The following is a 23,589-nucleotide window of genomic DNA, read 5'->3' on the forward strand; positions in this document are numbered from 1 at the left end:
CGGGAAATCAACATGACTGGAATCTTCACCATGAATTTCCGATGCTATTGCAACGGCCTGCCGCTGCTCATGCTGCTGACCGTCTACATGCTGAGTTGGTCAGGCCTGGCCAGCGCCTTGACCCTCGCCGAAGCCCTGCGCCAAGCCGAGCACGAGGCGCCCTCGCTGGCCGCGCAAACCGCGCAAGTCGAGGCGGCGCGCAGCAACGCCATCCCCGCAGGTGAACTACCCGACCCCAAGTTGCTGCTGGGTGTGCAGAATTTCCCGGTCGGGGGCGACAATCGCGGCAAGCTCAATGCGGACTTCATGACCATGCAGATGGTCGGGGTCATGCAGGAAGTGCCCAACCGCGACAAGCGCCGCGCTCGGGTCGAGGTGGCCCAGGCCGGGGTCGAACGCGCGACGGCGGCGCAACGGGTCGAGCGCCTGAAGGTGCGCCGGGAAACCGCGCTGGCCTGGATTTCGGCGCTCGCAGTCGAGCAGAAACTGGCGTTGTTCCAAACCCTCTATGCCGAAAATGAGCTGTTGAGCAAAACCGTGCGCGCGCGCATCGCCGGGGGCGGTGGGCAGGCGGCAGACAGCGTCGGCCCCAAGCAGGAAGCCGCGCTGTTGGCCGAGCAGGAAGATGCGCTGCAACAGAGTCGCAGCCAACAACGCGCCGCTCTGCGCCGCTGGATCGGCCCGCGCGCAGACGAGCCCCTCTCGGGTCGCCTGCCGGACTGGCCGGTCGACGCCCAGCACTATCAACACAACCTCAAACAACACCCCGAGCTGGCGGTCTTCGCGCCCATGACCGATGAGGCGCAAGCCGAAGTGCGTCAGGCCATGGCGGAGAAGAAATCCGACTGGAGCTGGGAACTGGCCTACCAGAAACGCGGCGCCGCGTTCGGCGACATGCTGAGCGTGCAGTTCAGCTTCGATCTGCCGCTGTTCCCCGGTTCCCGGCAGAACCCCAGGATCGCCGCCAAACAGGCGCAGCTGAATCAGCTGGAGGCCGAGCGTGAGACCAGCGAGCGCGAGCATGCGCAACAGCTGGAAGATGACCTGGCCGAGTACCGGCGGCTTGACCGCGCCCTGGAACGCAGTCGGCAGACTCTGGTGCCGCTGGCCGAAGAGAAGGTCAAGCTGAGCCTGGCCGGCTATCGCGCCGGCGCCAGTGATTTGGCCAGTGTGATCGACGCCCGGCGTGAACTGATTGAGGCGCGGCTCAAGCAGATCGACTTTGCACAACAGCGCGCACTGACCAGTGCCCGTTTGTATTTCGCTTACGAAGGAGCTGGGCAATGACTGCTCGAATTTTAAAGGGCGCGTTGCTGACCGGCTTGGCGATCGCCATTGGCGCGGCAGGCGGCTACTGGTTCGCGCTATCGGATAGGAATGCCGGTCCTAGCTCGGTCAACACTCGGGCTGCGGTTACGCCAGACAAGGGCGAGGTGCTGTACTGGTACGACCCGATGTACCCGCAGCAGAAATTCGACCAGCCGGGCAAGTCGCCGTTCATGGACATGCAACTGGTGCCGCGCTATGCCGACGAAGGTGGCGACAGTGCGGCGGTCACCATCGATTCGAGCATCACCCAGAATCTCGGCATGCGTCTGGCGCCAGTGACCCGCGGGACGCTGAGCAATAGCCTCGAAGCGGTCGGCAACCTGACCTTCAATAGCCGCGATATCGCCGTGGTCCAGGCGCGTAGCGGCGGCTTCGTCGAGCGGGTGTATGCCCGCGCCCCGGAGGATCTGCTCGCCGCTGGCGCGCCGTTGGCCGACCTGCTGGTGCCCGAGTGGGTCAGTGTTCAGGAGGATTACCTGGCGCTGCGCGACGCCGGCGCTCCCGAGTTGCTGGCGGCGGCGCGCCAACGCCTGCGTCTGGCCGGCATGCCGGCGGAGCTGATCGCTCGCCTCGAACGCAGCGCCAAGGTGCAAAGCCTGTGGACGGTGACCAGCCCCATCACCGGCGTGCTGCAAGAGCTCAGTGTGCGCGAGGGCATGACCCTGGCCGCCGGGCAAACCCTGGCCACCATCAACGGCCTGCGCAGCGTCTGGCTGGATGTAGCGGTACCCGAGGCCGAAGCCCTCGGCCTGCAACCTGGTCAGATGGTGGAGGCGCGCTTGCCGGCCTTCCCTGGCGAGGTACTGCAGGGCTCGATCGACGCTATTTTGCCCGAGGCCAATCTGGACAGCCGCACGCTGCGGGTACGGGTCGAACTGGCTAATCCCGAGGGCCGCCTGCGTCCCGGCCTGACCGCCCAGGTGCGGCTGACCCGTGCGACCGAGCAGAATGCGTTGTTCGTGCCGAGCGAGGCGGTGATTCGCAGCGGCCGCCGCGCCCTGGTGATGCTCGCTGACGGAAAGGGGCGCTACCGTCCGCTGGAAGTCCGCCTGGGCGCCGAGGCCGGGGGCAAGACCCAGATCCTCCAGGGGCTGGAGGAGGGCCAGCAGGTGGTGGCCTCCGGGCAGTTCCTGCTCGACTCCGAAGCCAGCCTGCGCGGCATCCTCGCCCAGGGTATCGAGGCGACCTCGACGCCCGCGGTGCAACCCGCCTTGCACGAGGCCGAAGGCCAGGTCATGGATATCGACAACAGCTCGGTGACCCTGGCGCACGGCCCGTTCAAGACCCTGGGCATGCCCGGCATGACCATGCGTTTTCCGCTGGCCGATCCGGCCTTGGCAACGGGTATCCAGGTCGGTGAGCAGGTGCGCATCGGCGTGCGCGAGACCGACAGCGGCCTGCTGGTCGAGCGCCTGGACAAGCTGGAGGTACAGCCATGATCGCCCGGCTGATTCGCTGGTCGGTGGCCAACCGTTTCCTGGTCCTGCTGGCTACCCTGTTCGCCGTGGGCTGGGGCCTCTGGTCGCTGCAGAACACACCGATCGATGCGCTGCCGGACCTGTCCGACGTGCAGGTAATCATCCGCACCCCCTATGCCGGCCAGGCGCCGCAGATAGTCGAGAACCAGGTGACCTACCCCTTGGCCACCACCATGCTCTCGGTGCCGGGGGCGAAGACCGTGCGCGGTTACTCGTTCTTCGGCGACAGCTTCGTCTATGTGTTGTTCGAGGACGGCACCGACCTGTACTGGGCGCGTTCGCGGGTGCTGGAATACCTCAGCCAGGTGCAGAATCGCCTGCCCGCCAGCGCCAAACCGGCACTCGGCCCGGACGCCACCGGGGTCGGCTGGATCTACCAGTACGCCCTGGTGGATCGCAGCGGTCGGCATGACCTGGCCCAGTTGCGCGCGCTGCAGGACTGGTTCCTCAAGTTCGAACTGAAGACCCTGGCCAACGTCGCCGAGGTGGCGACCATCGGCGGCATGGTCAAGCAGTACCAGGTGCAACTCGACCCGATCAAGCTGGCCAGCCGGGGCATCACCCAGGCTGAGGTGACGACGGCTATCGGCCGGGCCAACCAGGAAACCGGTGGAGCGGTGCTGGAGTTGGCGGAGACCGAGTTCATGGTGCGCGCCTCCGGCTACCTGCAGACGCTGGAGGATTTTCGCGCGATTCCCCTGCGCCTGGGCCGTGGCGGCGTGCCGGTGACCCTCGGCGAGGTGGCGCACATCCAGCTCGGCCCGGAGATGCGCCGGGGTATCGCCGAGTTGGACGGCGAGGGCGAAGTGGTCGGCGGTGTAGTGATCCTGCGCAGTGGCAAGAACGCGCGCAGCACCATTGCCGCGGTCAAGGTCAAGCTGGAGAAGCTCAAGAGCAGCCTGCCGGAAGGGGTGGAGATAGTCACCACCTACGACCGCAGCCAGCTGATCGACCGTGCGGTGGAGAACCTCAGCCACAAGCTGATCGAGGAATTTATCGTGGTGGCGCTGGTGTGCGCGCTGTTTCTCTGGCACCTGCGCTCCTCCCTGGTGGCCATTGTTTCCTTGCCGGTCGGGGTGTTGATCGCCTTCGCCGTCATGCAGCAGCAGGGCATCAACGCCAACATCATGTCGCTCGGCGGCATCGCCATCGCCATCGGCGCCATGGTCGACGCGGCGGTGGTGATGATCGAGAACGCCCACAAGAAGATTGAGGCCTGGCGTGAGGAGCATCCGGGCGAGCGGCTCGAAGGCGTGCATCATTGGCAGGTGATCACCGACGCGGCGGTGGAGGTCGGACCGGCGCTGTTCTTCTGCCTGCTGATCATCACCCTGTCGTTTATTCCGGTGTTCACCCTGCAGGCCCAGGAGGGCCGCCTGTTCGGACCCTTGGCCTTCACCAAGACCTATGCCATGGCCGCGGCCGCCGGCCTCTCGGTGACCCTGGTGCCGGTGCTGATGGGCTACTGGATTCGCGGGCGGATTCCCAGCGAAGCACAGAATCCGCTGAACCGCTGGTTGATCGGGCTCTACCAGCCGGCCCTCGACGCGGTGCTGCGTTGGCCCAAGGTCACCATGTTGGCCGCGCTGTTGGTGTTTCTCAGCGCGCTGTGGCCATTGTCGCAACTGGGCGGTGAGTTCCTGCCGCCGCTGGATGAGGGCGACCTGCTGTACATGCCCTCGGCGCTGCCCGGATTGTCCGCGCAGAAGGCCGCGCAGCTGTTGCAGCAGACCGACCGGCTGATCAAGACAGTGCCGGAAGTCGCCCATGTGTTCGGCAAGGCCGGGCGCGCCGAGACCGCCACCGACCCGGCGCCGCTGGAGATGTTCGAGACCACCATCCAGTTCAAGCCGCAGGAGCAGTGGCGTGCCGGCATGACCCCGGAGTTGCTGGTGGAGGAACTGGACCGGGTGGTGCGGGTGCCGGGGCTGACCAATATCTGGATTCCGCCGATCCGCAACCGCATCGACATGCTCGCCACCGGGATCAAGAGCCCGATCGGGGTCAAGGTAGCCGGCAGCAACCTGGCGCTGATCGACGAAGCCACCCAGGCCATCGAGAAGGTGGCCAAAGGTGTGCCGGGGGTGACTTCCGCTCTGGCCGAACGCCTGAGCGGCGGGCGCTATATCGACGTCGACATCGACCGGGTGGCGGCGGCGCGCTACGGCCTGAATATCGCCGATGTGCAATCGATAGTCGCCAGCGCCATCGGTGGCGAAAACGTCGGCGAGACCATCGAAGGCCTGGCGCGCTTCCCGATCAGCGTGCGTTACCCACGGGAATGGCGCGACTCACTCAGCGGCCTCGAACAGCTGCCGATCTACACCCCGCAGGGTAGTCAGATCACCCTGGGTACGGTGGCGCGGATCAAGATCAGCGATGGCCCGCCGATGCTCAAGAGCGAGAATGCGCGGCTCTCGGGCTGGGTCTACGTGGATGTGCGCGGTCGCGACCTGGCCTCGGTGGTGGCCGATCTGCGCCAGGCCATCGAGCAACAGGTGCAGTTGCAGCCGGGCCTCAGCCTGAGCTATTCGGGGCAGTTCGAGTTCCTCGAGCGGGCCAACGCACGGCTCAAACTGGTGGTGCCGGCCACCCTGCTGATCATCTTCGTGCTGCTCTACCTGTGTTTCGCCCGCTTCAGCGAGGCCTTGCTGATCATGGCCACGCTGCCGTTCGCCCTGACCGGTGGGGTGTGGTTCCTCTACCTGCTCGGCTATCACCTCTCGGTGGCCACCGGGGTCGGCTTCATCGCCCTGGCCGGGGTGGCGGCCGAGTTCGGCGTGATCATGCTGCTGTACCTGAAGAACGCCTGGGCCGAACGCGAGGACGCCGGCGACAGCAGCGAGCAGGCGCTGCTCGAGGCGATTCGCGAAGGCGCGGTGCAACGGGTGCGGCCCAAGGCCATGACCGTGGCGGTGATCATCGCCGGTCTGCTGCCGATCCTGCTGGGCAGCGGCAGCGGCAGCGAGGTGATGAGCCGCATCGCCGCGCCCATGGTCGGCGGCATGCTCAGTGCGCCGCTGCTGTCGCTGTTCGTGTTGCCGGCGGCCTACCGCTTGATGCAGCGTCGGCGCCTCAAGGCGCTGATCGGTCCCGCTTAGCGGGTTGGCCAGACATAACGTGCCAGTCGATCAACCCTGGCCTGCGGGGCAGGCTTGATCGACATGCCGGCGTCATCAAGGTGTCATCCGCTCTGCGGAGACTGCTGCGGGTTTGCTCCTCCCCAGTCTCTGCATAAGGATGTTTGCCATGCTGCGTATTCCCGCTCTCTGTGCGCTTTTTGCGCTGGCCCCGTTGGCCCCGTTGGCCTCGGCCCTCGAATTGAAGCCCCTGGCGATCTATCACAGTGGTTTCCCGGCGGGCACCGAAATCGTCAGCGTGCAGGGCTCGAGCATGCGGGTGGCGGTGTCCAACAGCGAACAGGGGCTGGTGGACCTGCTCAAGCTCGACCCTGGCGCCGGGCTGCAGCGTATCGCACGACACCAATTGCTGAAAAAGGCTGAAGGGGAGATCACCTCGGTGGCGTTTCACCCCACGCTGGATCTGTTTGCCGTGTGTGTGCGCGACCGCGATGGCCTGAAAAATGGTCGCGTCGAGTTGCGTGCGGCCAGCGACGGCAAGCTGTTGAACAGCCTGACTGTCGGCGTATGGCCGGACAGCCTGGCCTTCTCGCCGAATGGCGACTTCCTAGTGGTGGCCAACGAGGGCGAAGGCTATGTGCGCGACGGCGCAGACTTTCGCAGTGGCGAGGGCTCGATCAGCCTGATCGATCTGCGCCAGGGCGTGGCCCAGGCCTCACACCGCCTGATCGGGTTGCCGGACCTGGCCGGTGTCGCGGGTGCGACCCAGGCCGAGGATAAACGCTTGCTGGAGCGGGAAATCGATGGCGAAGAACTGAAAATCCCCTTCGGTACCAGCCCCGCGCACCTCGAGCCGGAATACGTGGTTTTCAGTCCTGACGGTTCGCGCGCCTATGTCAGCTTGCAGGAGAACAACGCCATCGCCGTGGTCGATGTACTGAAAGGCACGCTGGATAAGGTGTTCGGCCTGGGCGCGGTGCGGCATGCCGCGGATCTCAGCGATGACGGCCACTATGCGCCGAACGCCGAGTTGTTCGCCCTGCGCGAGCCGGACGCACTGGCCGTCAGCGCCGATGGCTTGTATGTGGTGACCGCCGATGAAGGCGACAGCGATCCGAAAGCCGGCAAAACCAAGGCCGGCTTGCCAAGCGGTGGCGGACGCACGGTCAGCGTGTTCGACGCCATGAGCGGCCAGTTGCTCGGCGATACCGGCAGTCAACTCGACGATAAGGCCGCCGAGGCGGGGGTCTACCCGGACCAGCGCAGCCCGAACAAAGGCAGCGAGCCGGAAGGCGTGGTGAGTTTTGATGCGTTCGGCAAGCGCCTGGCTGTGGCGACTCTGGAGCGCGCCGATGCTTTGGCCCTGATCGATCTGGATCAACCACAAACGCCCAAGGTGTTGCAGGTGATTGCTGCGGATCAGGGCGCGGGGCAGGGCGAGCTGGCGCCGGAAGGCTTGGCGCATGTCGAGCAGGCCGGGCGGCACTTCCTGGTCAGCGGCCTGGAGAAGAGCGGCAACGTGGTGCTGTTCGAACTGCTCGAGTAACGCCCGCACGCCTGGCTGCACGCACGGGTGCGGCCAGACGTGTCAGAGGCCGACACTACTGCCAGCGTGCCTGACGCCAGCTCTGCTGTTGTTCTGCGGTCAGAAAGGTCCAGGCGACGAAGCGGCTCTGCTTCTGCCCCTGAGCCATCTCGACGGTACGCACCTCGCGGGCGCCGGCCTGTTTCAGCGCGCTATACACACCGGGTAGGTTGCTGGCCTTGGAGATCAGGCTGCTGAACCACTGCACCTGCTGCGGTACCTGTGCGCTTTCTTGGATCAAGCGGTTGACGAATGCGGCCTCGCCGCCCTGACACCAGAGTTCTGCGGCCTGACCGCCGAAATTCAGCACGGGCAGTTTGCGCTTGGGGTCGAGCTTGCCGAGGTTGCGCCATTTGCGCTTGCTGCCACTGCTGGCTTCTGCCGCCGAGGCGTGGAAGGGCGGGTTGCACAGGCTCAGGTCGAAGCGTTCATCGGCCTGTAGCAAACCCTGGAATATGTGCTGGGCGTCCAGCTGCTGACGCAACTCGATGGCCGCACCGAGACCGGGGTTGGACTGCACTATGGCCTTGGCCGAGGCGATGGCGCTGGCCGCGATGTCCGAGCCGAGGAACTGCCAGGCGTACTCCCGGTGACCCAGCAGCGGATAGATGCAATTGGCGCCGACGCCGATATCCAGCACCCGCACCCGCGCGCCGCGCGGAATCTCGCCGCCATTGCAGGAGGCCAGCAGGTCCGCCAGATAGTGCAGATAGTCGGCGCGCCCGGGAATCGGCGGGCACAGGTAATCCGCCGGAATGTCCCAATGCGCGATGCCGTAGAACTGCTTGAGCAGGGCGCGATTGAACACCTTGACCGCGGCCGGGTTGGCGAAGTCGATGCTCTGCTTGCCGTAGGGGTTGATGATCACAAAGGCCGCCAGCTCCGGACTGCTGGCGATCAACGCCGGGAAATCGTAACGGCCCTGGTGACGGTTGCGCGGGTGCAACTGGCCCTTGTCGGCAGCGGGTTTGGGCTGCGCAGCGCGGGGCGCAGCGGATTTATGGCGGGGGTGTTTCGGCGGCAGGGACATGGCGGGTGGATCGCAGGCTCGGGGCTGCGGATTTTCCCACAGCTCGGCATGGCGTGCAGGGAAAGTCGTCGCCAAGAACCTGTACGGCTGGTTGGTTAACTCAAGCTCGGATGGCTGGGGTGTTGCGGCAGGGCGTTGCGACGAGTCATTGCGGGCTTTGTTGCAGTGCAGCTAGTCAGGCGATATGCAGCCACATCGCCAGATAATCGAAGAACAGGCAGTACAAGGCTATCGGCAGCGGCAGGCCGAGCAGGGTGCCGAGCAGGTAGTGGCGAAAGGGTACGCCAGACAAGGCGAGGGCATAATTCAGCGCCGGCACTGTCTGGAACAGCATGCGCAGGGCGATGATGCTGGTCAGCGGGCGACGATCCAGGCCGGCCAGCAAGCGCTTGGCCAAGCGGTTGTCCAGCTCGCGCAGGGCATTGCCACCGAGCATGCGGATGGTGAAGAAGGTGAAGATGCACGAGGCACTGGCGGCCAGGTAGGTGGCGATACCACCGTAGACTTTGCCCAACGCCAGTACGGCGGCGGCGAGGAAGATCCAGCCGGGAATCTGGATCAGGTTGCCCAGGGCGAACAGCCCGATGAACAGCAGCAGCCCTGCGACCTTGTGCATCAGGATCAGCTCTTGCAAGGATGCCAGGCTGAATTGGGCGCGGATACCCAGGGCTTCGAACAGGACGAACAAGCCCAGTAGAAACAGGATGACCAGCAACAGACGGTGAGAGCTGCGCATGACGGGCCTCGCTGTTCAGGGGTAGCCGAGTATGGCCTTGATCTGTGGCAGGTGCGCGGCGATCCATTGTGGATCGATCGCGCCCCAGTCGCGGATGCTGTAGTGCCCGGCGTTATTGCGCTCGCCGGTCTGTTGCTCGAACACGCAGTCGATATCCAGCTCAGCCAGGGCGGCGAGGGTGTCCTGGGCGGTGCGTCGCGGCATGCCGGTGGCCTCCATCAGCGCCGGCACACTGCAGGCGCCGCCGCTGTCGATCAGCCAGGCCACGTACAGGCGCCGATAGAAGCTGGTTTTGGTCTTGCTGACGTCCATTTCTAGTACCTCGAATCAACAGACTTGGCTGGCATCACGTCGGCGCAGGACACGATGGCGACTGGCGAAGAACAGCTGGAGAAAGGCTTTCACCAGCAGCGCCGGGAGCAGTGGGTCGACGCTCAGTTCGTCAATCACCCTGGAGCCTGAACCCTGCACTTCAATACGGCGTTGGTGGCGCCACAGACGCATGCCGGTCATGGGTGACTCTTCGATGAAGCCAACACCCGGCGTCAGCGAGAGCAGCGTAAGGCGCGACTTACCCATGGGTAGCCAGCCAAACAGCCAGAGCCAGCTGGTGAACAGTGGCTGGCCGGGCTGCACCTTCATATCCTCCAGGTTGCGAATTCCCTTGGGGATGCTCATCCACAGTAGCGGACGCATCTCAGCGCGGAGGCACCTGGTGTCGGTGATCCAGCGCCAAGCTACGCTTGGACTGACGGAGAGGATCGACTCGAAACGCAGCTCGATGGGCATAGGGCCTAAGCACCTCAGTAGACTTAAGATTCGCCCATTCAGCCCAGGGTGGCGATACCAATATAGGTCGCCGCGCCGGCCATATAGCCGATAAAGGCCAGCCAGCTGATCTTTTTCAGGTACCAGATGAAGTCGATCTTTTCCATGCCCATGGCCGCCACGCCGGCCGCCGAACCGATGATCAGGCAGCTGCCGCCGGTACCGGCGCAGTAGGCGAGCATCTCCCAGAACGTGCCGTCGACCAGGAAGTTACTCAGCCAACCGGCTTCGCTGCTACCGGCGACTTCCAGCGCCGCGGGGCTGATCAACGGGTACATTTTCATGGCACCGGCCACCAGCGGTACGTTGTCGACCACCGAGGACAGCAGACCAATGGCGATATTGATTGCGTAGATGTCGCCGAGGCCTTCACGCAGCAGGGTGGCGACCTGGATCAGGTGGCCGGCGGTGGCCAGGCTGGAGACAGCCAGCAGGATGCCAAGGAAGAACAGCACGCTGGTGGTGTCGATTCGGCGCAGTACGCCGACCACCGAAAGCGGGTGCTTGTCTTCGTCGTTCTTGCCACGGTGGATCACCTCGGTGACCACCCAGAGCACGCCGAGGCCGAGGAGGATACCCATGTACGGCGGCAGGTGGGTGACGGTCTTGAACACCGGTACGAACACCAGGGCGCCGAGGCCGAGGACGAACACCAGGTTGCGCTCGAACGGGGTGGTCGGGTCGCGGCGTTCTTCGTCGAGGACATTCAGCTGCGGACGCTGGATTGCACCCTTCAAGGTGACGCTGAGGATCAGCAACGGCACCAGCAGACACACCAGACTGGGGAAAAACAGGCTGGTGACAATACCGCTGGTACTGATCTGGCTGCCAATCCACAGCATGGTGGTGGTGACGTCGCCGATCGGTGACCAGGCACCGCCGGCGTTGGCGGCGATCACCACGATGCCGGCATAGAACCAGCGCTCTTTCTGCTCGGCGACCAGTTTGCGCAGTACCGAGACCATGACGATGGTGGTGGTCAGGTTGTCCAGTGCGGCGGAGAGGAAGAAGGTTATCAGCGCCACCAGCCACAGCAGGGTGACACGCTTGTTGGTGCGGATACGGTCGGTGATGACCTTGAAGCCTTCATGGGCGTCGATCAGTTCGACGATGGTCATGGCGCCCATCAGGAAGAACAGAATCTCGGAGATCTCACCGAGGTGGTGGCGCAGCTCCTCGGTGACATGATGGACGTTATTCGCGCCACCGGCGGTGCCTGTGCCGATCAGCGGCAAAATGGTATCGGCGCCCAACACCAGCAAGGTCCAGCAGATCACGGCGGTGAGGATGGCCGAGGCGGCCTTGTCGATCTTCAGCGGGTGCTCGAAGGCAATGGACAGGTAACCAAGGACGAATATCAACGCCATCAACGCATACATGATCAGAATTCCAGTTCAGGGCTTTTTTTATGGATGTACTTTTTATGGGTAAAAAAGTGCCGGAGGCTCTTGATGCGCCCGAGAAGATGCCTGATTTAGGCGGAAATTGGGAGGGGCTTTATGCTTGGATGTGATTTCAACTGGGTGAAATCAGCGGGGTTTGGCTATTTGGCCAGGCCCCAAGCGCGTTATTCAAGGCGCCTGGAGCCAGTCAGGCTTAGCTCGGATGTTGCAGCGGGTTGTGCGCGGCGGTGCCGGCGAGCGTGGGCTGTGGTGGGCTGATAAAGGCCAGGCTGATCGCCAGCAGCGGCATGATCAGGTTGAAGAAACAGTAGGGCAGGTAGCTCCAGGTCGCCACCCCCAGCGTCGCCGCCATATAGGCGCCGCAGGTGTTCCAGGGAATCAGCACCGAGGTCAGGGTGCCGCCATCCTCCAGGGCGCGCGACAGGTTGACCGGCGCCAGGCCGCGTTTCTCATACTCGGCGCGATACATGCGGCCCGGCAGCACCAGGGCGATGTACTGGTCGGCGGTGATGATATTGGTGCCGATGGTGGTGGCAATGGTGCTGGCGATCAGGCTGCTGGTGCTTTTGACCAGGTGCAGGGCGCTCTGCAGCAGGCGTTGCAGCAGACCGAGCTTTTCCAGCACGCCGCCAAAACACATGGCGCAGATGATCAACCACACGGTGGTCAGCATGCTGCTCATGCCGCCCTTGGACAGCAGGTCGTCCAGCGCCGGGTTGCCGCTGTTCGACTGGTAGCCGGCGAACAGCGCAGTCCACACGGTCTTCAACGGCGCCAGCAGGCCCGCGCTGGGGTCGGCCAGACGGCTCATCACCTCGGGTTGGAAGATCACCGCGAACAGCGCGCCGAGCAGGGCGCCGAGAAATACCGCAGGAAACGCCGCCCACTGGCGGATGGCCAGAAACAGCAGGAAGGCCACCGGCAACAACAGGTGCCAGCCCAGCCTGAACTGGCTTTCCAATGCGTGCAGCACCACGGCGATGCGGTCGGTGTCGTGGTTGCCACTGGCTTGCTGACCCAGCAGGAAGAACAGCAGCAGGGCGATCAGCAGCGCCGGCACAGTGGTGCGCAGCATCAGGCGGATGTGCTCGAACAGATCGGCCCCAGCCGCGACCGGCGCCAGGTTGGTGGTGTCCGACAGCGGCGAGAGCTTGTCGCCGAAGTAGGCGCCGGAAATGATCGCCCCGGCGGTGATCGCCGGGTCCAGGCCCAGCCCGGAGGCCACGCCCATCAGGCCGATACCGAGGGTGCCGGCGACCGTCCAGGAACTGCCGATCGACAGCGCGGTGAGGGCGCAGATCAGGCAGCTGGTGACATAGAAGTACTCGGTGGAGATCAGCTTGAGGCCGAACCAGATCATGGTCGGTACGGTGCCGGCGAGAATCCAGGTACCGATCAGCGCGCCGACCGCGAGCAGAATCAGGTTGGCCTTCATCGCCATATGAATGCCGGCGAGTATGCCTTCTTCTATCTGCGCCCAGCGCAGGCCATTCTTCAGGCCCACCAGGCCGGCGACGAAGGCGGCGCTCATCAGTGCGATCTGGTTCGGTCCGCTGGAGGAACTGTCGCCATACAGGTAAACCGAGAGACTCAGCAGCAGTACCAGCACGCCAATCGGCAGCAAGGCATCGAGCAGGGAAGGGGAGCGTGTTGCGGTCATTTGATCTGTCCGTAAAAACAACGGGGCCCGCGACTGAACAAGTCGCGGGCCCCGTGTAGAGCTGCTTGAAGGTTAAAGGCTGGCGATGCGCGCTCGCTGCTCGGCCAGTTTGCCCAGGGCCTGTTCGGCCTCGGCCAGCTTGGCCCGTTCCTTGTCGATCACCTCGGGCGGCGCCTTGGCGACGAAGCCCTGGTTGCCGAGCTTGCCGCCGACGCGCTTGACCTCGCCGTCCAGGCGCTGGATTTCCTTGTCCAGACGCGCCAGTTCGGCCGCCTTGTCGATCAGCCCGGCCATCGGCACCAATACCTGCATGTCGCCGACCAGGGCGGTGGCGGACATCGGCGCCTCGGCACCGGCTTCCAGCACCTGGACCGATTCCAGCTTGGCCAGCTTGTTCAGCAGTGGCAGGTTGTCGGCCAGGCGCCGTTGATCCAGTTCGCTGGCGTTCTGCAGGATGATGTCGATGCGCTTGGCCATGGAGATGTTCATCTCGCCACGGATCTGCCGCAAACCGAGCATCAACGCCTTGACCCACTCGATATCGCCTTCGGCGGCGCTGTCGATGCGCTCCTGATTGGCCACCGGCCAGGCTTGCAGCATCAGGGTGTCGCCACGCTCTGCACCTTGAAGGCAGCCGGCCTGGGCCTTGATGCGCTGCCAGATCTCTTCGGTGATGAAGGGCATGAACGGGTGCGCCAGGCGCAGGGTGGTTTCCAGCACGCGAATCAGCGTGCGGCGGGTGCCACGTTGGCGCTCCAGCGGCGCGTTCTCGTCCCACAACACCGGCTTGACCAGCTCCAGGTACCAGGCGCAGTACTGGTCCCAGATGAACTCGTAGAGCGCCTGGGCGGCGAGGTCGAAGCGGAAGTTATCGAGTTGGCGAGTCACTTCGGCTTCGGTGCGCTGCAGCTGGGAGATGATCCAGCGGTCCACCGAGGACAGTTCGACCGCCTCGCCGTTGATCCCGGTGTCCTGGCCATCGGTGTTTTCGATGACGAAGTTGGCGGCGTTCCACAGCTTGTTGCAGAAGTTGCGGTAGCCCTCGACCCGGCCCATGTCGAACTTGATGTCGCGGCCGGTGGAGGCCAGCGAGCAGTTGGTGAAGCGCAGGGCGTCGGTGCCGTAGGAGGCAATGCCCTCGGGGAACTCGGCGCGGGTCTGCTTGGCGATCTTCTCGGCCAGCTTGGGCTGCATCATGCCGCTGGTGCGTTTGGCCAGCAGGCTGTCGAGGTCGATGCCGTCGATGATGTCCAGCGGGTCGAGCACGTTACCCTTCGACTTGGACATCTTCTGGCCCTGGCCGTCGCGTACCAGGCCATGCACGTAGACGGTCTTGAACGGGACTTGCGGAGTGCCGTCCTCGTTCTTCACCAGGTGCAGGGTGAGCATGATCATCCGCGCGACCCAGAAGAAGATGATGTCGAAGCCGGTAACCAGTACGTCGGTCGGGTGGAAGGTCTTCAGCGCTTCGGTCTGCTGCGGCCAGCCGAGGGTGGAGAAGGTCCACAGGCCGGAACTGAACCAGGTGTCGAGGACATCTTCGTCCTGGCGCAGCGCAACATCGGCACCGAGGTTGTGCTTGGCGCGCACTTCGGCTTCGTCACGGCCGACGTAGACCTGACCTGCCTCATCGTACCAGGCCGGGATGCGGTGGCCCCACCAAAGCTGACGGCTGATGCACCAGTCCTGGATGTCGCGCATCCAGCTGAAGTACATGTTCTCGTACTGCTTGGGCACGAACTGAATCGCGCCGTCTTCCACGGCCTTGATCGCCGGCTCGGCCAGTGGTTTGGTCGAGACGTACCACTGATCGGTCAGCCAGGGCTCGATGATGGTGCCGGAGCGGTCGCCTTTCGGCACTTTCAGGGCGTGATCGTCGATCTTTTCCAGCAGGCCGGCGGCATCGAAGGCGTCGACGATGCGCTTGCGCGCCTCGAAGCGGTCGAGGCCGGCGTAGTCGGCCGGCAGGCTGCCATCGACCACATCGTTGAGGCTGCCATCGACATTGAACACCTGAGCGCTGGCCAGGATCGCGGCGTTCTTGTCGAAGATGTTGATCAACGGCAGGTTGTGACGTTTGCCGACTTCGTAGTCGTTGAAGTCGTGGGCCGGGGTGATCTTCACGCAGCCGGTGCCGAATTCGGGGTCGCAGTAGTCATCGGCGACGATGGGGATGCGTCGACCGACTAGCGGCAGTTCGACAAAGGTGCCGATCAGCGCCTGGTAGCGTTCGTCTTCCGGGTGCACGGCCACGGCGCTGTCACCGAGCATGGTTTCCGGGCGGGTGGTGGCGACGATCAGGTAGTTCTTGCCGTCTGCGGTGGTGTGGCCGTCGGCCAGCGGGTAGCGCAGGTTCCACAGCTTGCCCTTCTCGTCGTGGTTTTCCACTTCGAGGTCGGAAATCGCCGTGTGCAGCTTGGTGTCCCAGTTGACCAGGCGCTTGCCGCGATAGATCAGGCCGTCGGCATGCAGGCGCACGAAGGCTTCTTTAACCGCTTCGGAGAGGCCGTCGTCCATGGTGAAGCGCTCGCGCGACCAGTCCACCGAGCTGCCGAGGCGGCGAATCTGCCGGGTGATGGTGCCGCCCGACTGTTCCTTCCACTCCCAGACTTTCTCCAGGAATTTCTCGCGGCCCAGATCGTGGCGGCTGATGCCGTCGGCGGCCAGTTGCCGTTCGACCACCATCTGCGTGGCGATGCCCGCATGGTCGGTGCCCGGCTGCCACAGGGTGTTGCGACCCTGCATGCGGCGGAAGCGGATCAGCGCGTCCATGATCGAGTTGTTGAAGCCGTGACCCATGTGCAGGCTGCCGGTGACGTTCGGCGGCGGGATCATGATGGTGTAGGGCTGGCCCGAACCCTGCGGGGCGAAATAGTTGTTCGCCTCCCAGTTCTCGTACAGGGCGGTTTCAATGGCGTGCGGCTGGTAGGTCTTGTCCATGCGCGGCGGGACCCTTTTGACGGCTAATTAGAAAAGCCGACAAGTATAACGGCGAAGGTGCGCGGGACGTAAGGTCGTTTATCTGGCTGTGGCCATGGCCGCGCTAGGGCTGCGCAGCACAAGAGTGGCCAAGTTCGCGTCGCGGTTCAGGAGCGACGCGGCGGCAATAGGCGCAGCAGGCGGGCCTCGAGGCGGCGTTTCAGTTCGGCTTCGATCTGCGGCACGAAGTCATCGATCACGTCTTGGAGGATAAGCGCGGCGGCGGCGCGCAGCTCATTGTCCAGGCGATTCAGCTCGGCGCTGCTGTTACGGCTCACGGCTTGCGCCAAGGTGCTGCGCAGTGCCTCGCTGGGCGCTGGCTGGGGCATGGGTTGCGGTGCAGTGGATGTGCCTGCGTTTTCGACCTGGGCCGTGAAGTCAGGCGCTGGGCTGACAACATCGGATAACAGAGGGATGGTGTCCGGATCGAGCGAGTCGGTCAGCAGCGGCGGTTCCAGGTTTTCATCGCCCAGCAGCTCGCGGATCGACTCGAGGTCGTCCAGTAGGTGGGCAGGTTTTTTCGGCGGTATAGGGTTGTTCATGGTGGTTGCCAGTGGCCTGTACGGCTAGTTGGTTAACTCAAGTTCGGATGGTTGAGGTTCCGAGATCAGGCGCTGCGACGAGTCATAGCGGGCTATGGCGAGGAGTGGCAAGGCAGTATCGGGGCCTCAAACGCCGAAGTTGACTAATTGAACTAGCCACACGGGCCGCTAAAGTTCGACTCGTTGCGGATCATAGCCGCGCTGGCGGTAGTTACGAAAATTCTCTCGGCAGGCGGTCAACAGCTCGGGTTGTTGATTGACGATCTCGATCACTCGGCTGAAGCGTTCGACAAAGGGCGAGATCGTCGTGTTGAGGTTGATCAGCACGCCTTGCTGGGCGCTTGGCTCATCATCCAGGCCAATCACCACAGGGGCCTGCGGATCATCCTGGTGCAGATTGTGCGGTATGAAACTCTCGGCCTTGAAGCGCCAGAGCTGCTCGTCCAGTGTGCGACATTGTTCGGCATCGCTGCCGCGCAGAAACACCGGCAGACCATGGCGCCAGGCTTTCATCGCCAGCTGACAGGCCGCGCGCAGGCGGTCGGTCGGCGTGGCGGATGATAAAACGTAAAACTCTATTCTGGGCATGGCGGTTTCATCGGGTTTCTCTGTGTGGGAATGGCCTGGTGCGCGCGAATCGCGACCAGGCTGCGTCCCCGCAGTGTCGGGCTCAGGCCTCGCTGCGATCCAGCAGGTATTGGGTCAGCAGTGGCACCGGACGGCCAGTGGCGCCCTTGTCCTTGCCGCCACTGACCCAGGCCGTGCCGGCGATATCCAGGTGCGCCCAGTGATAGTTCTTGGTGAAGCGCGAGAGGAAGCAACCGGCGGTGATGGTGCCGGCCTTGGGGCCACCGATGTTGGCGATGTCGGCGAATGGGCTGTCCAGCTGCTCCTGGTACTCGTCGAACAGCGGCAATTGCCAGGCGCGATCGTCGGCGCTGCGGCCGGCGGCAAGCAGTTGCTCCAGCAACTTGTCGTCATTGCCCATCAGCCCCGAGGTATTGGCGCCCAGAGCAACGATGCAGGCGCCGGTGAGGGTGGCTATATCGATCACTGCCTGCGGCTTGAAACGTTCGGCGTAGGTCAGGGTATCGCACAGCACCAGACGGCCTTCGGCGTCGGTGTTGAGTATCTCCACGGTCTGCCCGCTCATGCTGGTGACAATGTCGCCAGGGCGAGTGGCGCGGCCGCTGGGCATGTTCTCGGCGCAGGCCAGCAGGCACACCAGATTGATCGGCAGCTGCAGCTCCAGTACGGCGCGCAGGGTGCCGAGCACGCTGGCGGCGCCGCACATGTCGTACTTCATTTCATCCATGCCGGCGGCCGGCTTGATGCTGATGCCGCCGGTGTCGAAGGTCACGCCTTTGCCGACCAGGGCGAAGGGTTTCTCGGTTTTCTTGCCGCCCTGATAGTTGAGGACGATCATCCGTGGCGGTTGCTCGCTACCTTGGGAAACCGCGAGGAAGGCGCCGGCGCCGAGCTCTTTGAGCTTCTTCTCGTCGAGGATCTCGACCTTGAGGTTCTTGTGCCCCTTGGCCAGGGTCTTGGCTTCCTCGGCGAGGAAGCTCGGGTGGCAGAGGTTCGGCGGCAGGTTGCCGAGGTCCTTGGTGAAGGCCATGCCCGCGGCGATGGCTTGGGCATGCTTGGCGCCACGCTCGACTTCGGCCTGGGTGGCTTTTGTGCTGAGCAGCGTCAGTTTCTTCAGCGCGATGCTTTCGGCCTTCTGGCTCTTGAAGCGGTCGAACTGGTAGCCGCTGTCGGCCAGGGTTTCCACCATCAGGCGCGTCTTGCCGTAGCTGTTGCGGTTCTTCACGGGGACTTCGCCGAGCGCTAGCACGGCATCATTGCCGCCTAACCCCTTGAGTACCGCGTACACTGCGCCGAGTAATTTGCGCAGTTGACGGTCGGACAGTTCTGCGTCCTTGCCCGTCCCGACCAGCAGTACACGTTCGGCCTTGAGGTTGGGCAGGCTGTGGGCTAACAGGGTCTGGCCGAGTTTGCCGCTCAGGTCGCCGCGCTTGAGCAGTGTGCTGATCGCGCCTGCGCTGGCGCTATCAATTGCTTTCGCCGTTTCACCGAGCGTGCAGCCTTCGCCTACGGCAATGACCAGGGTGGCGGTTTTCAGTGTTTCTGGGCGAGCGCTTTTGACAATAAATTCCATAGCGTGGAGTCCCCAAGACAACGAGTCGGTATTGCAGGATAATGCCGGTTATTTGTTCATTGGTTCGTTGTTACGCGAACCGGCAAGCAGTGTGGCTAGTTTGATCGTAGCCGCCTGAGCCTGACAACCCTGGAGTGTCTGGTTTGATCGTCTTCCGTTATATGTCTCGTGAAGTATTGGTGACCATGAGTGCGGTAAGCGCCGTGCTCTTGGTGATCATTATGAGTGGCCGGTTCATCAAGTACCTGGCGCAGGCAGCGCAAGGGCTGTTGGACCCGGGTGTATTGTTCATGATCATGGGCGTTCGTCTGCCAGGCTTCCTGCAGCTAATTCTGCCCTTGGGGTTGTTCCTCGGCATTCTGCTGGCATACGGACGGCTCTACCTCGACAGCGAGATGACCGTGCTGTCGGCCACGGGCGTGAGCCCGCAGCGCTTGCTGGTCTATACCCTGGCGCCAGCGACCCTGGTGGCCCTGTTGGTGGCTTGGTTGAGTCTGAGTCTGGCGCCGCAGGGGGTCACCGAACAGATGCGCATCCTCAATGAACAGGATGCGCTGACCGAACTCGATACCCTGGTGCCAGGGCGTTTCCAGTCCATGAAAGATGGTTCGCGGGTGACCTATACCCAGCAGCTGTCGAAAGAGCGTGACGAGCTGACTGGGGTCTTTATCTCCGAGAAGCGATTTTCCCGCCAAGGTGGCAAGGAGCGCGGTATCACCGTGCTGGTAGCGGACAGCGGGCGTCAGGAAATCCAGGCCGATGGCAGTCGTTACCTGATTCTGCAGAATGGCTATCGCTACGACGGCAATCCGGGGCAGGCGGATTACCGTGCGATTAAATACGACACCTATGGCGTGTTGCTGCCCAAACCGACGGTCAGTGACGAGATCAGCGAGCGTGAAGCCGTGCCGACTCGTGAGTTGGTCGGCAGCGACAATCCGCGTTTCCAGTCAGAGCTGCAGTGGCGGTTGTCGCTGCCGTTGCTGGTGTTCGTCGTGACCCTGATGGCGGTACCCCTGTCACGGGTCAACCCACGACAAGGACGTTTTCTCAAGCTGTTGCCGGCGATTCTCTTGTACATGGTCTACCTGTCGCTGCTGATTGCCGCGCGTGGTGCGCTGGATAAAGGAAAAATTCCCCTGCAGTTGGGGTTGTGGTGGGTGCACGGGTTGTTCGCGTTGATCGGTCTTGGCTTGCTCTATTGGGAGCCGCTACGACTGAAGTGGGCAGGGCGTCGTGCTGCACAGGAGGTGGCTCGTGGTTAGGTTGGACCGTTACATCGGAGCCCAGGTGATTGTTGCGATTCTCGGGGTGTTGGGGGTTATCGTCGGCTTGGCCCTGCTGTTTGCTTTTATCGATGAGCTGGCGGATGTCGAGGGCAATTACGGCTTGCAGCAGGCTGCCTGGTACGTGCTTTTGACCTTGCCGCGACGGGTCTACGAGATGTTGCCGATGGCGGCCTTGATCGGCTGTTTGATCGGTTTGGGTGGCTTGGCCAGCAGTAGCGAGCTGACGGTCATGCGCGCCGCTGGTGTGTCGATCGGGCGGATCGTTTGGGCGGTGATGAAGCCAATGCTGGTGCTGGTGTTGGCTGGCATCCTGATTGGTGAATACCTGGCGCCCTGGAGCGAAAATCTAGCCCAGTCCAACCGTGCCATGGCGCAAGGCGGTGGTGAGGCGCAGAGCGCCAAGCGCGGGTTGTGGCATCGTCAGGGGGATGAGTTCGTACATATCAACGCAGTGCAACCTAACGGTGTGCTGTACGGTGTGACGCGTTATCGCTTCGATGATCAGCGCCGCCTGCAGTCTTCCAGCTTCGCGCGGCGCGCCTTGTATCAGGGTGATCACTGGCAGCTGGAAAATGTTGCAACCACTAACTTCCTGGGTCGCAGTACTGAGGTAGTCAAGGCAGTCAGTGAGCGTTGGGAGGTCGAGTTGAACCCGCAACTGCTCGGCACCGTGGTGTTGGAGCCGGATGCGTTGTCGGTCACCGGGCTTTGGCGCTATATCCACTATCTGGCGGAGCAGGGCTTGAATAACGGTCAGTATTGGCTGGCATTCTGGACCAAGGTGCTGCAGCCCGTGGTGACTGCGGCGCTGGTGCTGATGGCGATTTCCTTTATCTTCGGGCCGCTGCGTTCGGTGACGCTTGGGCAGCGTGTGTTCACTGGGGTGTTGGTGGGCTTCGTGTTCAGTATTGCCCAGGATCTGCTCGGGCCATCCAGCCTGGTGTTCGGCTTCTCGCCGCTGCTCGCCGTGCTGATTCCTGCGGCTATTTGTGCGTTAGCGGGCGTAGGGTTGTTACGTCGCGCGGGGTAAGCGGGAAGGTGTTTGAGGGGGCCGGCTAACTGCCGGCTCTTTCGTTTGCGGGTTATTTTTTGTGAGTGTGCTTGGGTAGCTGCACGGTGCGGCTGTCGGAATAAATGTCGTGCCAGCTGCGGCTTTCCTTATCCCAAAGCACCCAGAGAAAGCCCAGGCCTAGCAGCAGCCAGGAAGCCATGGCAACTACGAAGCGCAGGAGTGCTTGCCATAGGCTGATGGCGGTGCCATCGGTATTCTGGATGCGTACGCCCCAGACCTGCATGCCTAGCGTCTGGCCGTTATGCGTCCAGAATTTGCTGAAGAAGCCGAATAGGCTGAGCAGCAACAGGCTGGATAGGAGGGGGTCGCCATCCAGTGCGCCGGAATCCGACAGTTGCTTGAGCTGCGCTTCGCCGTAAAAACCCATGAGGGCCAGCTTATAGCTGAAGGTCACGACAATGAGCAGGGCCAGGCAGAGTAATAAATCGTAGAACATGGCGGCAAGCCGGCGGGGCAGGCCTGCTGCAGGAAAGTCACCCTGGGGACGCAGTAGATGTTTCGGCATGGCGGGCTCGATAGCGGTAAGGCTCATAAGGCTTGTGGCTGCGAGTAGCGGCAATCATAGGCATAAAAAAACCCCTGATGTCGCCATCAGGGGTTTTTCAGGGAAGCGGCTTATTCCTGGACTTGAACCTGGTCAGCCTGCATGCCTTTTTGACCTTGCACAGCTACGAAGCTGACTTTCTGGCCTTCTTTCAGGCTCTTGAAGCCGTTGCCTTCGATTGCGCGGAAGTGCACGAACAGATCCGGACCGCTTTCGGGAGTGATAAAACCAAAACCTTTCTCGTCGTTAAACCACTTGACGGTACCGTTCTGACGATTCGACATGTCTTATTTCCTTGAAACTATAGTTAATGACAGCCTCTAAAAAGTAGAGGACTGAGACTGGTTGCAAAGAGTAATAGAAGTCGAGCGGGATGTAGCGGATCTGAAGGATCTACTGCACCAGGTCACGATTCAAAGCGACCCATGCAAACACAGTTCAATTACTCTACGCTAACTCCCAGGCAAATGCCAACCCCCGTACCGCGCTAGTGAAGCGCCTGATACCGGCTGTTTAATGGGCTGTAGTGCAGGTTTGAATCTGTGCTTGATCGTGCAGTAGCTGCAGCTTAAGCGGGTATTGCGCGTTGCTTGGTGTGAGCCAAACAACTGAAAGGATTATGGTGCCCCGGGGGAGACTCGAACTCCCACTTCTTTCGAAAACGGATTTTGAATCCGCCGCGTCTACCGGTTCCGCCACCGGGGCACAATGGCGGCGAAGTATAGGGAGGCCTTTGTCCTTGGTCAATCCACTTTCGTGGTCAAAATCAGCTATTTCCGGTAAGCTTTTGCGCCCTGCTATATGACCTCCCTCATCCCATGCGTGTTGCCGACTTTCATTTCGAGCTACCCGAGTCTCTGATCGCCCGATACCCGCTGGCTGAGCGCCATGCCAGCCGCTTGCTGGTGCTGGATGGTCCAACGGGTGCTCTCGCTCATCGTCAATTCCCCGATCTGCTGGAGTATCTGCGTCCCGGCGATTTGATGGTGTTCAACAATACCCGGGTGATTCCGGCGCGACTGTTTGGGCAGAAGGCTTCTGGCGGCAAGCTGGAAGTGCTGGTCGAGCGCGTATTGGACAGTCACAGGGTGTTGGCGCATGTGCGTGCGAGCAAATCGCCCAAGCCGGGTTCGACGATCCTGATCGATGGTGGCGGTGAGGCTCGGATGCTGGCCCGGCATGACGCACTATTCGAATTGCGCTTCACCGAGGAAGTGCTGCCGTTACTCGAACGCGTGGGGCATATGCCGTTGCCACCTTATATTGACCGGGCTGACGATGCCGCAGACCGCGAACGTTATCAGACCGTGTATGCCGAGCGTGCCGGAGCGGTCGCGGCGCCAACCGCTGGTCTGCATTTCGACAAGAACTTGCTCTCAGCCATTGCGGCGAAAGGCGTGGAAACTGCTTTCGTCACCCTGCATGTTGGTGCGGGTACGTTCCAGCCGGTGCGGGTAGAGCGCATCGAGGATCACCACATGCACAGCGAGTGGTTGGAGGTCGGTCAGGCGGTAGTGGATGCCGTGTCGGCCTGCCGTGCGCGTGGCGGCCGGGTCATCGCAGTGGGTACCACCAGCGTGCGCTCGCTGGAAAGTGCGGCGCGTGATGGTGTGCTCAAGCCATTCAGTGGCGATACCGACATCTTTATCTACCCGGGACGGCCGCTGCATGTGGTCGATGCTCTGGTCACCAATTTTCATCTGCCGGAATCGACTTTGCTGATGCTGGTCTCGGCATTCGCCGGTTACCCGGAAACCATGGCGGCGTATAACAGTGCCATCGCCGAAGGGTATCGCTTCTTCAGTTATGGCGACGCCATGTTTATTACCCGCAACCCCGCGCCTCGCGGGCCAGAGGATCAAGTATGACGCGC

The 23,589-nt window shown here is 62.7% G+C and carries 19 protein-coding genes and 1 tRNA gene; 7 read left to right on the forward strand and 13 right to left on the reverse strand.

Annotation, left to right across the window (positions count from 1 at the left end; all coding sequences use genetic code 11):
- Nucleotides 1–30: 30 nt before the first annotated feature.
- The 4 genes from FBY03_RS09895 to FBY03_RS09910 all read left to right on the forward strand — a co-directional run bounded on the left by FBY03_RS09895 (nucleotide 31) and on the right by FBY03_RS09910 (nucleotide 7,433).
- Nucleotides 31–1,287 carry a TolC family protein gene (locus FBY03_RS09895; protein ID WP_147172024.1) on the forward strand — a complete coding sequence of 419 codons (1,257 nt, stop codon included), beginning with the start codon at nucleotides 31–33 and terminating at the stop codon, nucleotides 1,285–1,287.
- Nucleotides 1,284–2,768, forward strand: a complete 1,485-nt coding sequence (locus tag FBY03_RS09900) for an efflux RND transporter periplasmic adaptor subunit (RefSeq protein ID WP_147172025.1) — start codon at nucleotides 1,284–1,286, stop codon at nucleotides 2,766–2,768. The genes FBY03_RS09895 and FBY03_RS09900 overlap by 4 nt, the downstream gene beginning before the upstream one ends.
- Nucleotides 2,765–5,908, forward strand: coding sequence for an efflux RND transporter permease subunit (locus tag FBY03_RS09905; protein WP_147172026.1), 3,144 nt, complete (start codon nucleotides 2,765–2,767; stop codon nucleotides 5,906–5,908). The genes FBY03_RS09900 and FBY03_RS09905 overlap by 4 nt, the downstream gene beginning before the upstream one ends.
- A gap of 148 nt (nucleotides 5,909–6,056) precedes the next feature.
- Entirely contained in the window at nucleotides 6,057–7,433 is a 1,377-nt protein-coding gene (locus FBY03_RS09910; RefSeq protein WP_147172027.1) for a hypothetical protein, read from the forward strand.
- Between the two features lie 55 nt (nucleotides 7,434–7,488).
- Here FBY03_RS09910 and rlmF read toward each other — a convergent pair whose 3' ends face one another.
- From rlmF to FBY03_RS09960, 10 genes are all read right to left on the reverse strand, one after another.
- Nucleotides 7,489–8,502, reverse strand: a complete 1,014-nt coding sequence (gene rlmF, locus FBY03_RS09915) for a 23S rRNA (adenine(1618)-N(6))-methyltransferase RlmF (RefSeq protein WP_147172028.1) — start codon at nucleotides 8,500–8,502, stop codon at nucleotides 7,489–7,491.
- A 175-nt stretch (nucleotides 8,503–8,677) separates the two neighbouring features.
- Nucleotides 8,678–9,238 carry a VTT domain-containing protein gene (locus tag FBY03_RS09920; protein WP_147172029.1) on the reverse strand — a complete coding sequence of 187 codons (561 nt, stop codon included), beginning with the start codon at nucleotides 9,236–9,238 and terminating at the stop codon, nucleotides 8,678–8,680.
- Between the two features lie 15 nt (nucleotides 9,239–9,253).
- Nucleotides 9,254–9,550: a helix-turn-helix domain-containing protein gene (locus FBY03_RS09925; protein WP_147172030.1), complete on the reverse strand. Its 297-nt coding sequence runs from the start codon at nucleotides 9,548–9,550 to the stop codon at nucleotides 9,254–9,256.
- 15 nt (nucleotides 9,551–9,565) lie between these two features.
- Nucleotides 9,566–9,934 carry a hypothetical protein gene (locus tag FBY03_RS09930; protein WP_256677910.1) on the reverse strand — a complete coding sequence of 123 codons (369 nt, stop codon included), beginning with the start codon at nucleotides 9,932–9,934 and terminating at the stop codon, nucleotides 9,566–9,568.
- A gap of 131 nt (nucleotides 9,935–10,065) precedes the next feature.
- Nucleotides 10,066–11,445, reverse strand: coding sequence for a sodium:proton antiporter NhaD (gene nhaD / locus FBY03_RS09935; RefSeq protein WP_147172032.1), 1,380 nt, complete (start codon nucleotides 11,443–11,445; stop codon nucleotides 10,066–10,068).
- A gap of 217 nt (nucleotides 11,446–11,662) precedes the next feature.
- Entirely contained in the window at nucleotides 11,663–13,129 is a 1,467-nt protein-coding gene (gene nhaC / locus FBY03_RS09940) for a Na+/H+ antiporter NhaC (RefSeq protein ID WP_147172033.1), read from the reverse strand.
- Between the two features lie 72 nt (nucleotides 13,130–13,201).
- Nucleotides 13,202–16,069, reverse strand: a complete 2,868-nt coding sequence (locus FBY03_RS09945) for a valine--tRNA ligase (RefSeq protein ID WP_147172034.1) — start codon at nucleotides 16,067–16,069, stop codon at nucleotides 13,202–13,204.
- A 146-nt stretch (nucleotides 16,070–16,215) separates the two neighbouring features.
- Nucleotides 16,216–16,650: a DNA polymerase III subunit chi gene (locus FBY03_RS09950; RefSeq protein ID WP_147172035.1), complete on the reverse strand. Its 435-nt coding sequence runs from the start codon at nucleotides 16,648–16,650 to the stop codon at nucleotides 16,216–16,218.
- A 168-nt stretch (nucleotides 16,651–16,818) separates the two neighbouring features.
- A complete protein-coding gene (locus tag FBY03_RS09955; protein ID WP_147172036.1) occupies nucleotides 16,819–17,238 on the reverse strand; it encodes a DNA polymerase III subunit chi in 420 nt (139 codons plus the stop codon).
- Nucleotides 17,239–17,320: 82 nt separating this feature from the next.
- On the reverse strand, nucleotides 17,321–18,811 hold the full coding sequence (locus tag FBY03_RS09960) for a leucyl aminopeptidase (protein ID WP_147172037.1): 1,491 nt from the start codon (nucleotides 18,809–18,811) through the stop codon (nucleotides 17,321–17,323).
- A gap of 143 nt (nucleotides 18,812–18,954) precedes the next feature.
- Here FBY03_RS09960 and lptF point away from each other — a divergent pair, with 143 nt between their 5' ends.
- Together lptF and lptG are read left to right on the forward strand one after the other, a co-directional pair.
- Entirely contained in the window at nucleotides 18,955–20,076 is a 1,122-nt protein-coding gene (gene lptF / locus FBY03_RS09965) for an LPS export ABC transporter permease LptF (protein WP_147172038.1), read from the forward strand.
- A complete protein-coding gene (gene lptG, locus FBY03_RS09970) occupies nucleotides 20,069–21,130 on the forward strand; it encodes an LPS export ABC transporter permease LptG (RefSeq protein WP_147172039.1) in 1,062 nt (353 codons plus the stop codon). The genes lptF and lptG overlap by 8 nt, the downstream gene beginning before the upstream one ends.
- A gap of 52 nt (nucleotides 21,131–21,182) precedes the next feature.
- Here the strand turns inward: lptG and FBY03_RS09975 are convergent, their stop codons facing one another.
- From FBY03_RS09975 to FBY03_RS09985, 3 genes are all read right to left on the reverse strand, one after another.
- Nucleotides 21,183–21,677 (reverse strand): RDD family protein, encoded by a 495-nt coding sequence (locus FBY03_RS09975; RefSeq protein WP_147172040.1) that lies wholly within the window; start codon nucleotides 21,675–21,677, stop codon nucleotides 21,183–21,185.
- A 110-nt stretch (nucleotides 21,678–21,787) separates the two neighbouring features.
- Nucleotides 21,788–22,000, reverse strand: a complete 213-nt coding sequence (locus FBY03_RS09980) for a cold-shock protein (RefSeq protein WP_010486675.1) — start codon at nucleotides 21,998–22,000, stop codon at nucleotides 21,788–21,790.
- Between the two features lie 336 nt (nucleotides 22,001–22,336).
- Nucleotides 22,337–22,421, reverse strand: a tRNA-Leu gene (locus FBY03_RS09985).
- A 113-nt stretch (nucleotides 22,422–22,534) separates the two neighbouring features.
- Between FBY03_RS09985 and queA the strand changes: the two genes are divergently transcribed.
- On the forward strand, nucleotides 22,535–23,584 hold the full coding sequence (gene queA, locus FBY03_RS09990; protein WP_147172041.1) for a tRNA preQ1(34) S-adenosylmethionine ribosyltransferase-isomerase QueA: 1,050 nt from the start codon (nucleotides 22,535–22,537) through the stop codon (nucleotides 23,582–23,584).
- Nucleotides 23,585–23,589: the final 5 nt, after the last annotated feature.

The sequence above is a fragment of the Pseudomonas sp. SJZ079 genome (assembly GCF_007993865.1).
Taxonomy (GTDB): domain Bacteria; phylum Pseudomonadota; class Gammaproteobacteria; order Pseudomonadales; family Pseudomonadaceae; genus Aquipseudomonas.

Coding starts and splice junctions, on each gene's coding strand:
- FBY03_RS09895 (WP_147172024.1), top strand. CDS start 31: ATGAATTTCCGATGCTATTGCAACGGCCTGCCGCTGCTCATGCTGCTG.
- FBY03_RS09900 (WP_147172025.1), top strand. CDS start 1,284: ATGACTGCTCGAATTTTAAAGGGCGCGTTGCTGACCGGCTTGGCGATC.
- FBY03_RS09905 (WP_147172026.1), top strand. CDS start 2,765: ATGATCGCCCGGCTGATTCGCTGGTCGGTGGCCAACCGTTTCCTGGTC.
- FBY03_RS09910 (WP_147172027.1), top strand. CDS start 6,057: ATGCTGCGTATTCCCGCTCTCTGTGCGCTTTTTGCGCTGGCCCCGTTG.
- rlmF (WP_147172028.1), bottom strand. CDS start 8,502: ATGTCCCTGCCGCCGAAACACCCCCGCCATAAATCCGCTGCGCCCCGC.
- FBY03_RS09920 (WP_147172029.1), bottom strand. CDS start 9,238: ATGCGCAGCTCTCACCGTCTGTTGCTGGTCATCCTGTTTCTACTGGGC.
- FBY03_RS09925 (WP_147172030.1), bottom strand. CDS start 9,550: ATGGACGTCAGCAAGACCAAAACCAGCTTCTATCGGCGCCTGTACGTG.
- FBY03_RS09930 (WP_256677910.1), bottom strand. CDS start 9,934: ATGCGTCCGCTACTGTGGATGAGCATCCCCAAGGGAATTCGCAACCTG.
- nhaD (WP_147172032.1), bottom strand. CDS start 11,445: ATGTATGCGTTGATGGCGTTGATATTCGTCCTTGGTTACCTGTCCATT.
- nhaC (WP_147172033.1), bottom strand. CDS start 13,129: ATGACCGCAACACGCTCCCCTTCCCTGCTCGATGCCTTGCTGCCGATT.
- FBY03_RS09945 (WP_147172034.1), bottom strand. CDS start 16,069: ATGGACAAGACCTACCAGCCGCACGCCATTGAAACCGCCCTGTACGAG.
- FBY03_RS09950 (WP_147172035.1), bottom strand. CDS start 16,650: ATGAACAACCCTATACCGCCGAAAAAACCTGCCCACCTACTGGACGAC.
- FBY03_RS09955 (WP_147172036.1), bottom strand. CDS start 17,238: ATGCCCAGAATAGAGTTTTACGTTTTATCATCCGCCACGCCGACCGAC.
- FBY03_RS09960 (WP_147172037.1), bottom strand. CDS start 18,811: ATGGAATTTATTGTCAAAAGCGCTCGCCCAGAAACACTGAAAACCGCC.
- FBY03_RS09975 (WP_147172040.1), bottom strand. CDS start 21,677: ATGCCGAAACATCTACTGCGTCCCCAGGGTGACTTTCCTGCAGCAGGC.
- FBY03_RS09980 (WP_010486675.1), bottom strand. CDS start 22,000: ATGTCGAATCGTCAGAACGGTACCGTCAAGTGGTTTAACGACGAGAAA.
- queA (WP_147172041.1), top strand. CDS start 22,535: ATGCGTGTTGCCGACTTTCATTTCGAGCTACCCGAGTCTCTGATCGCC.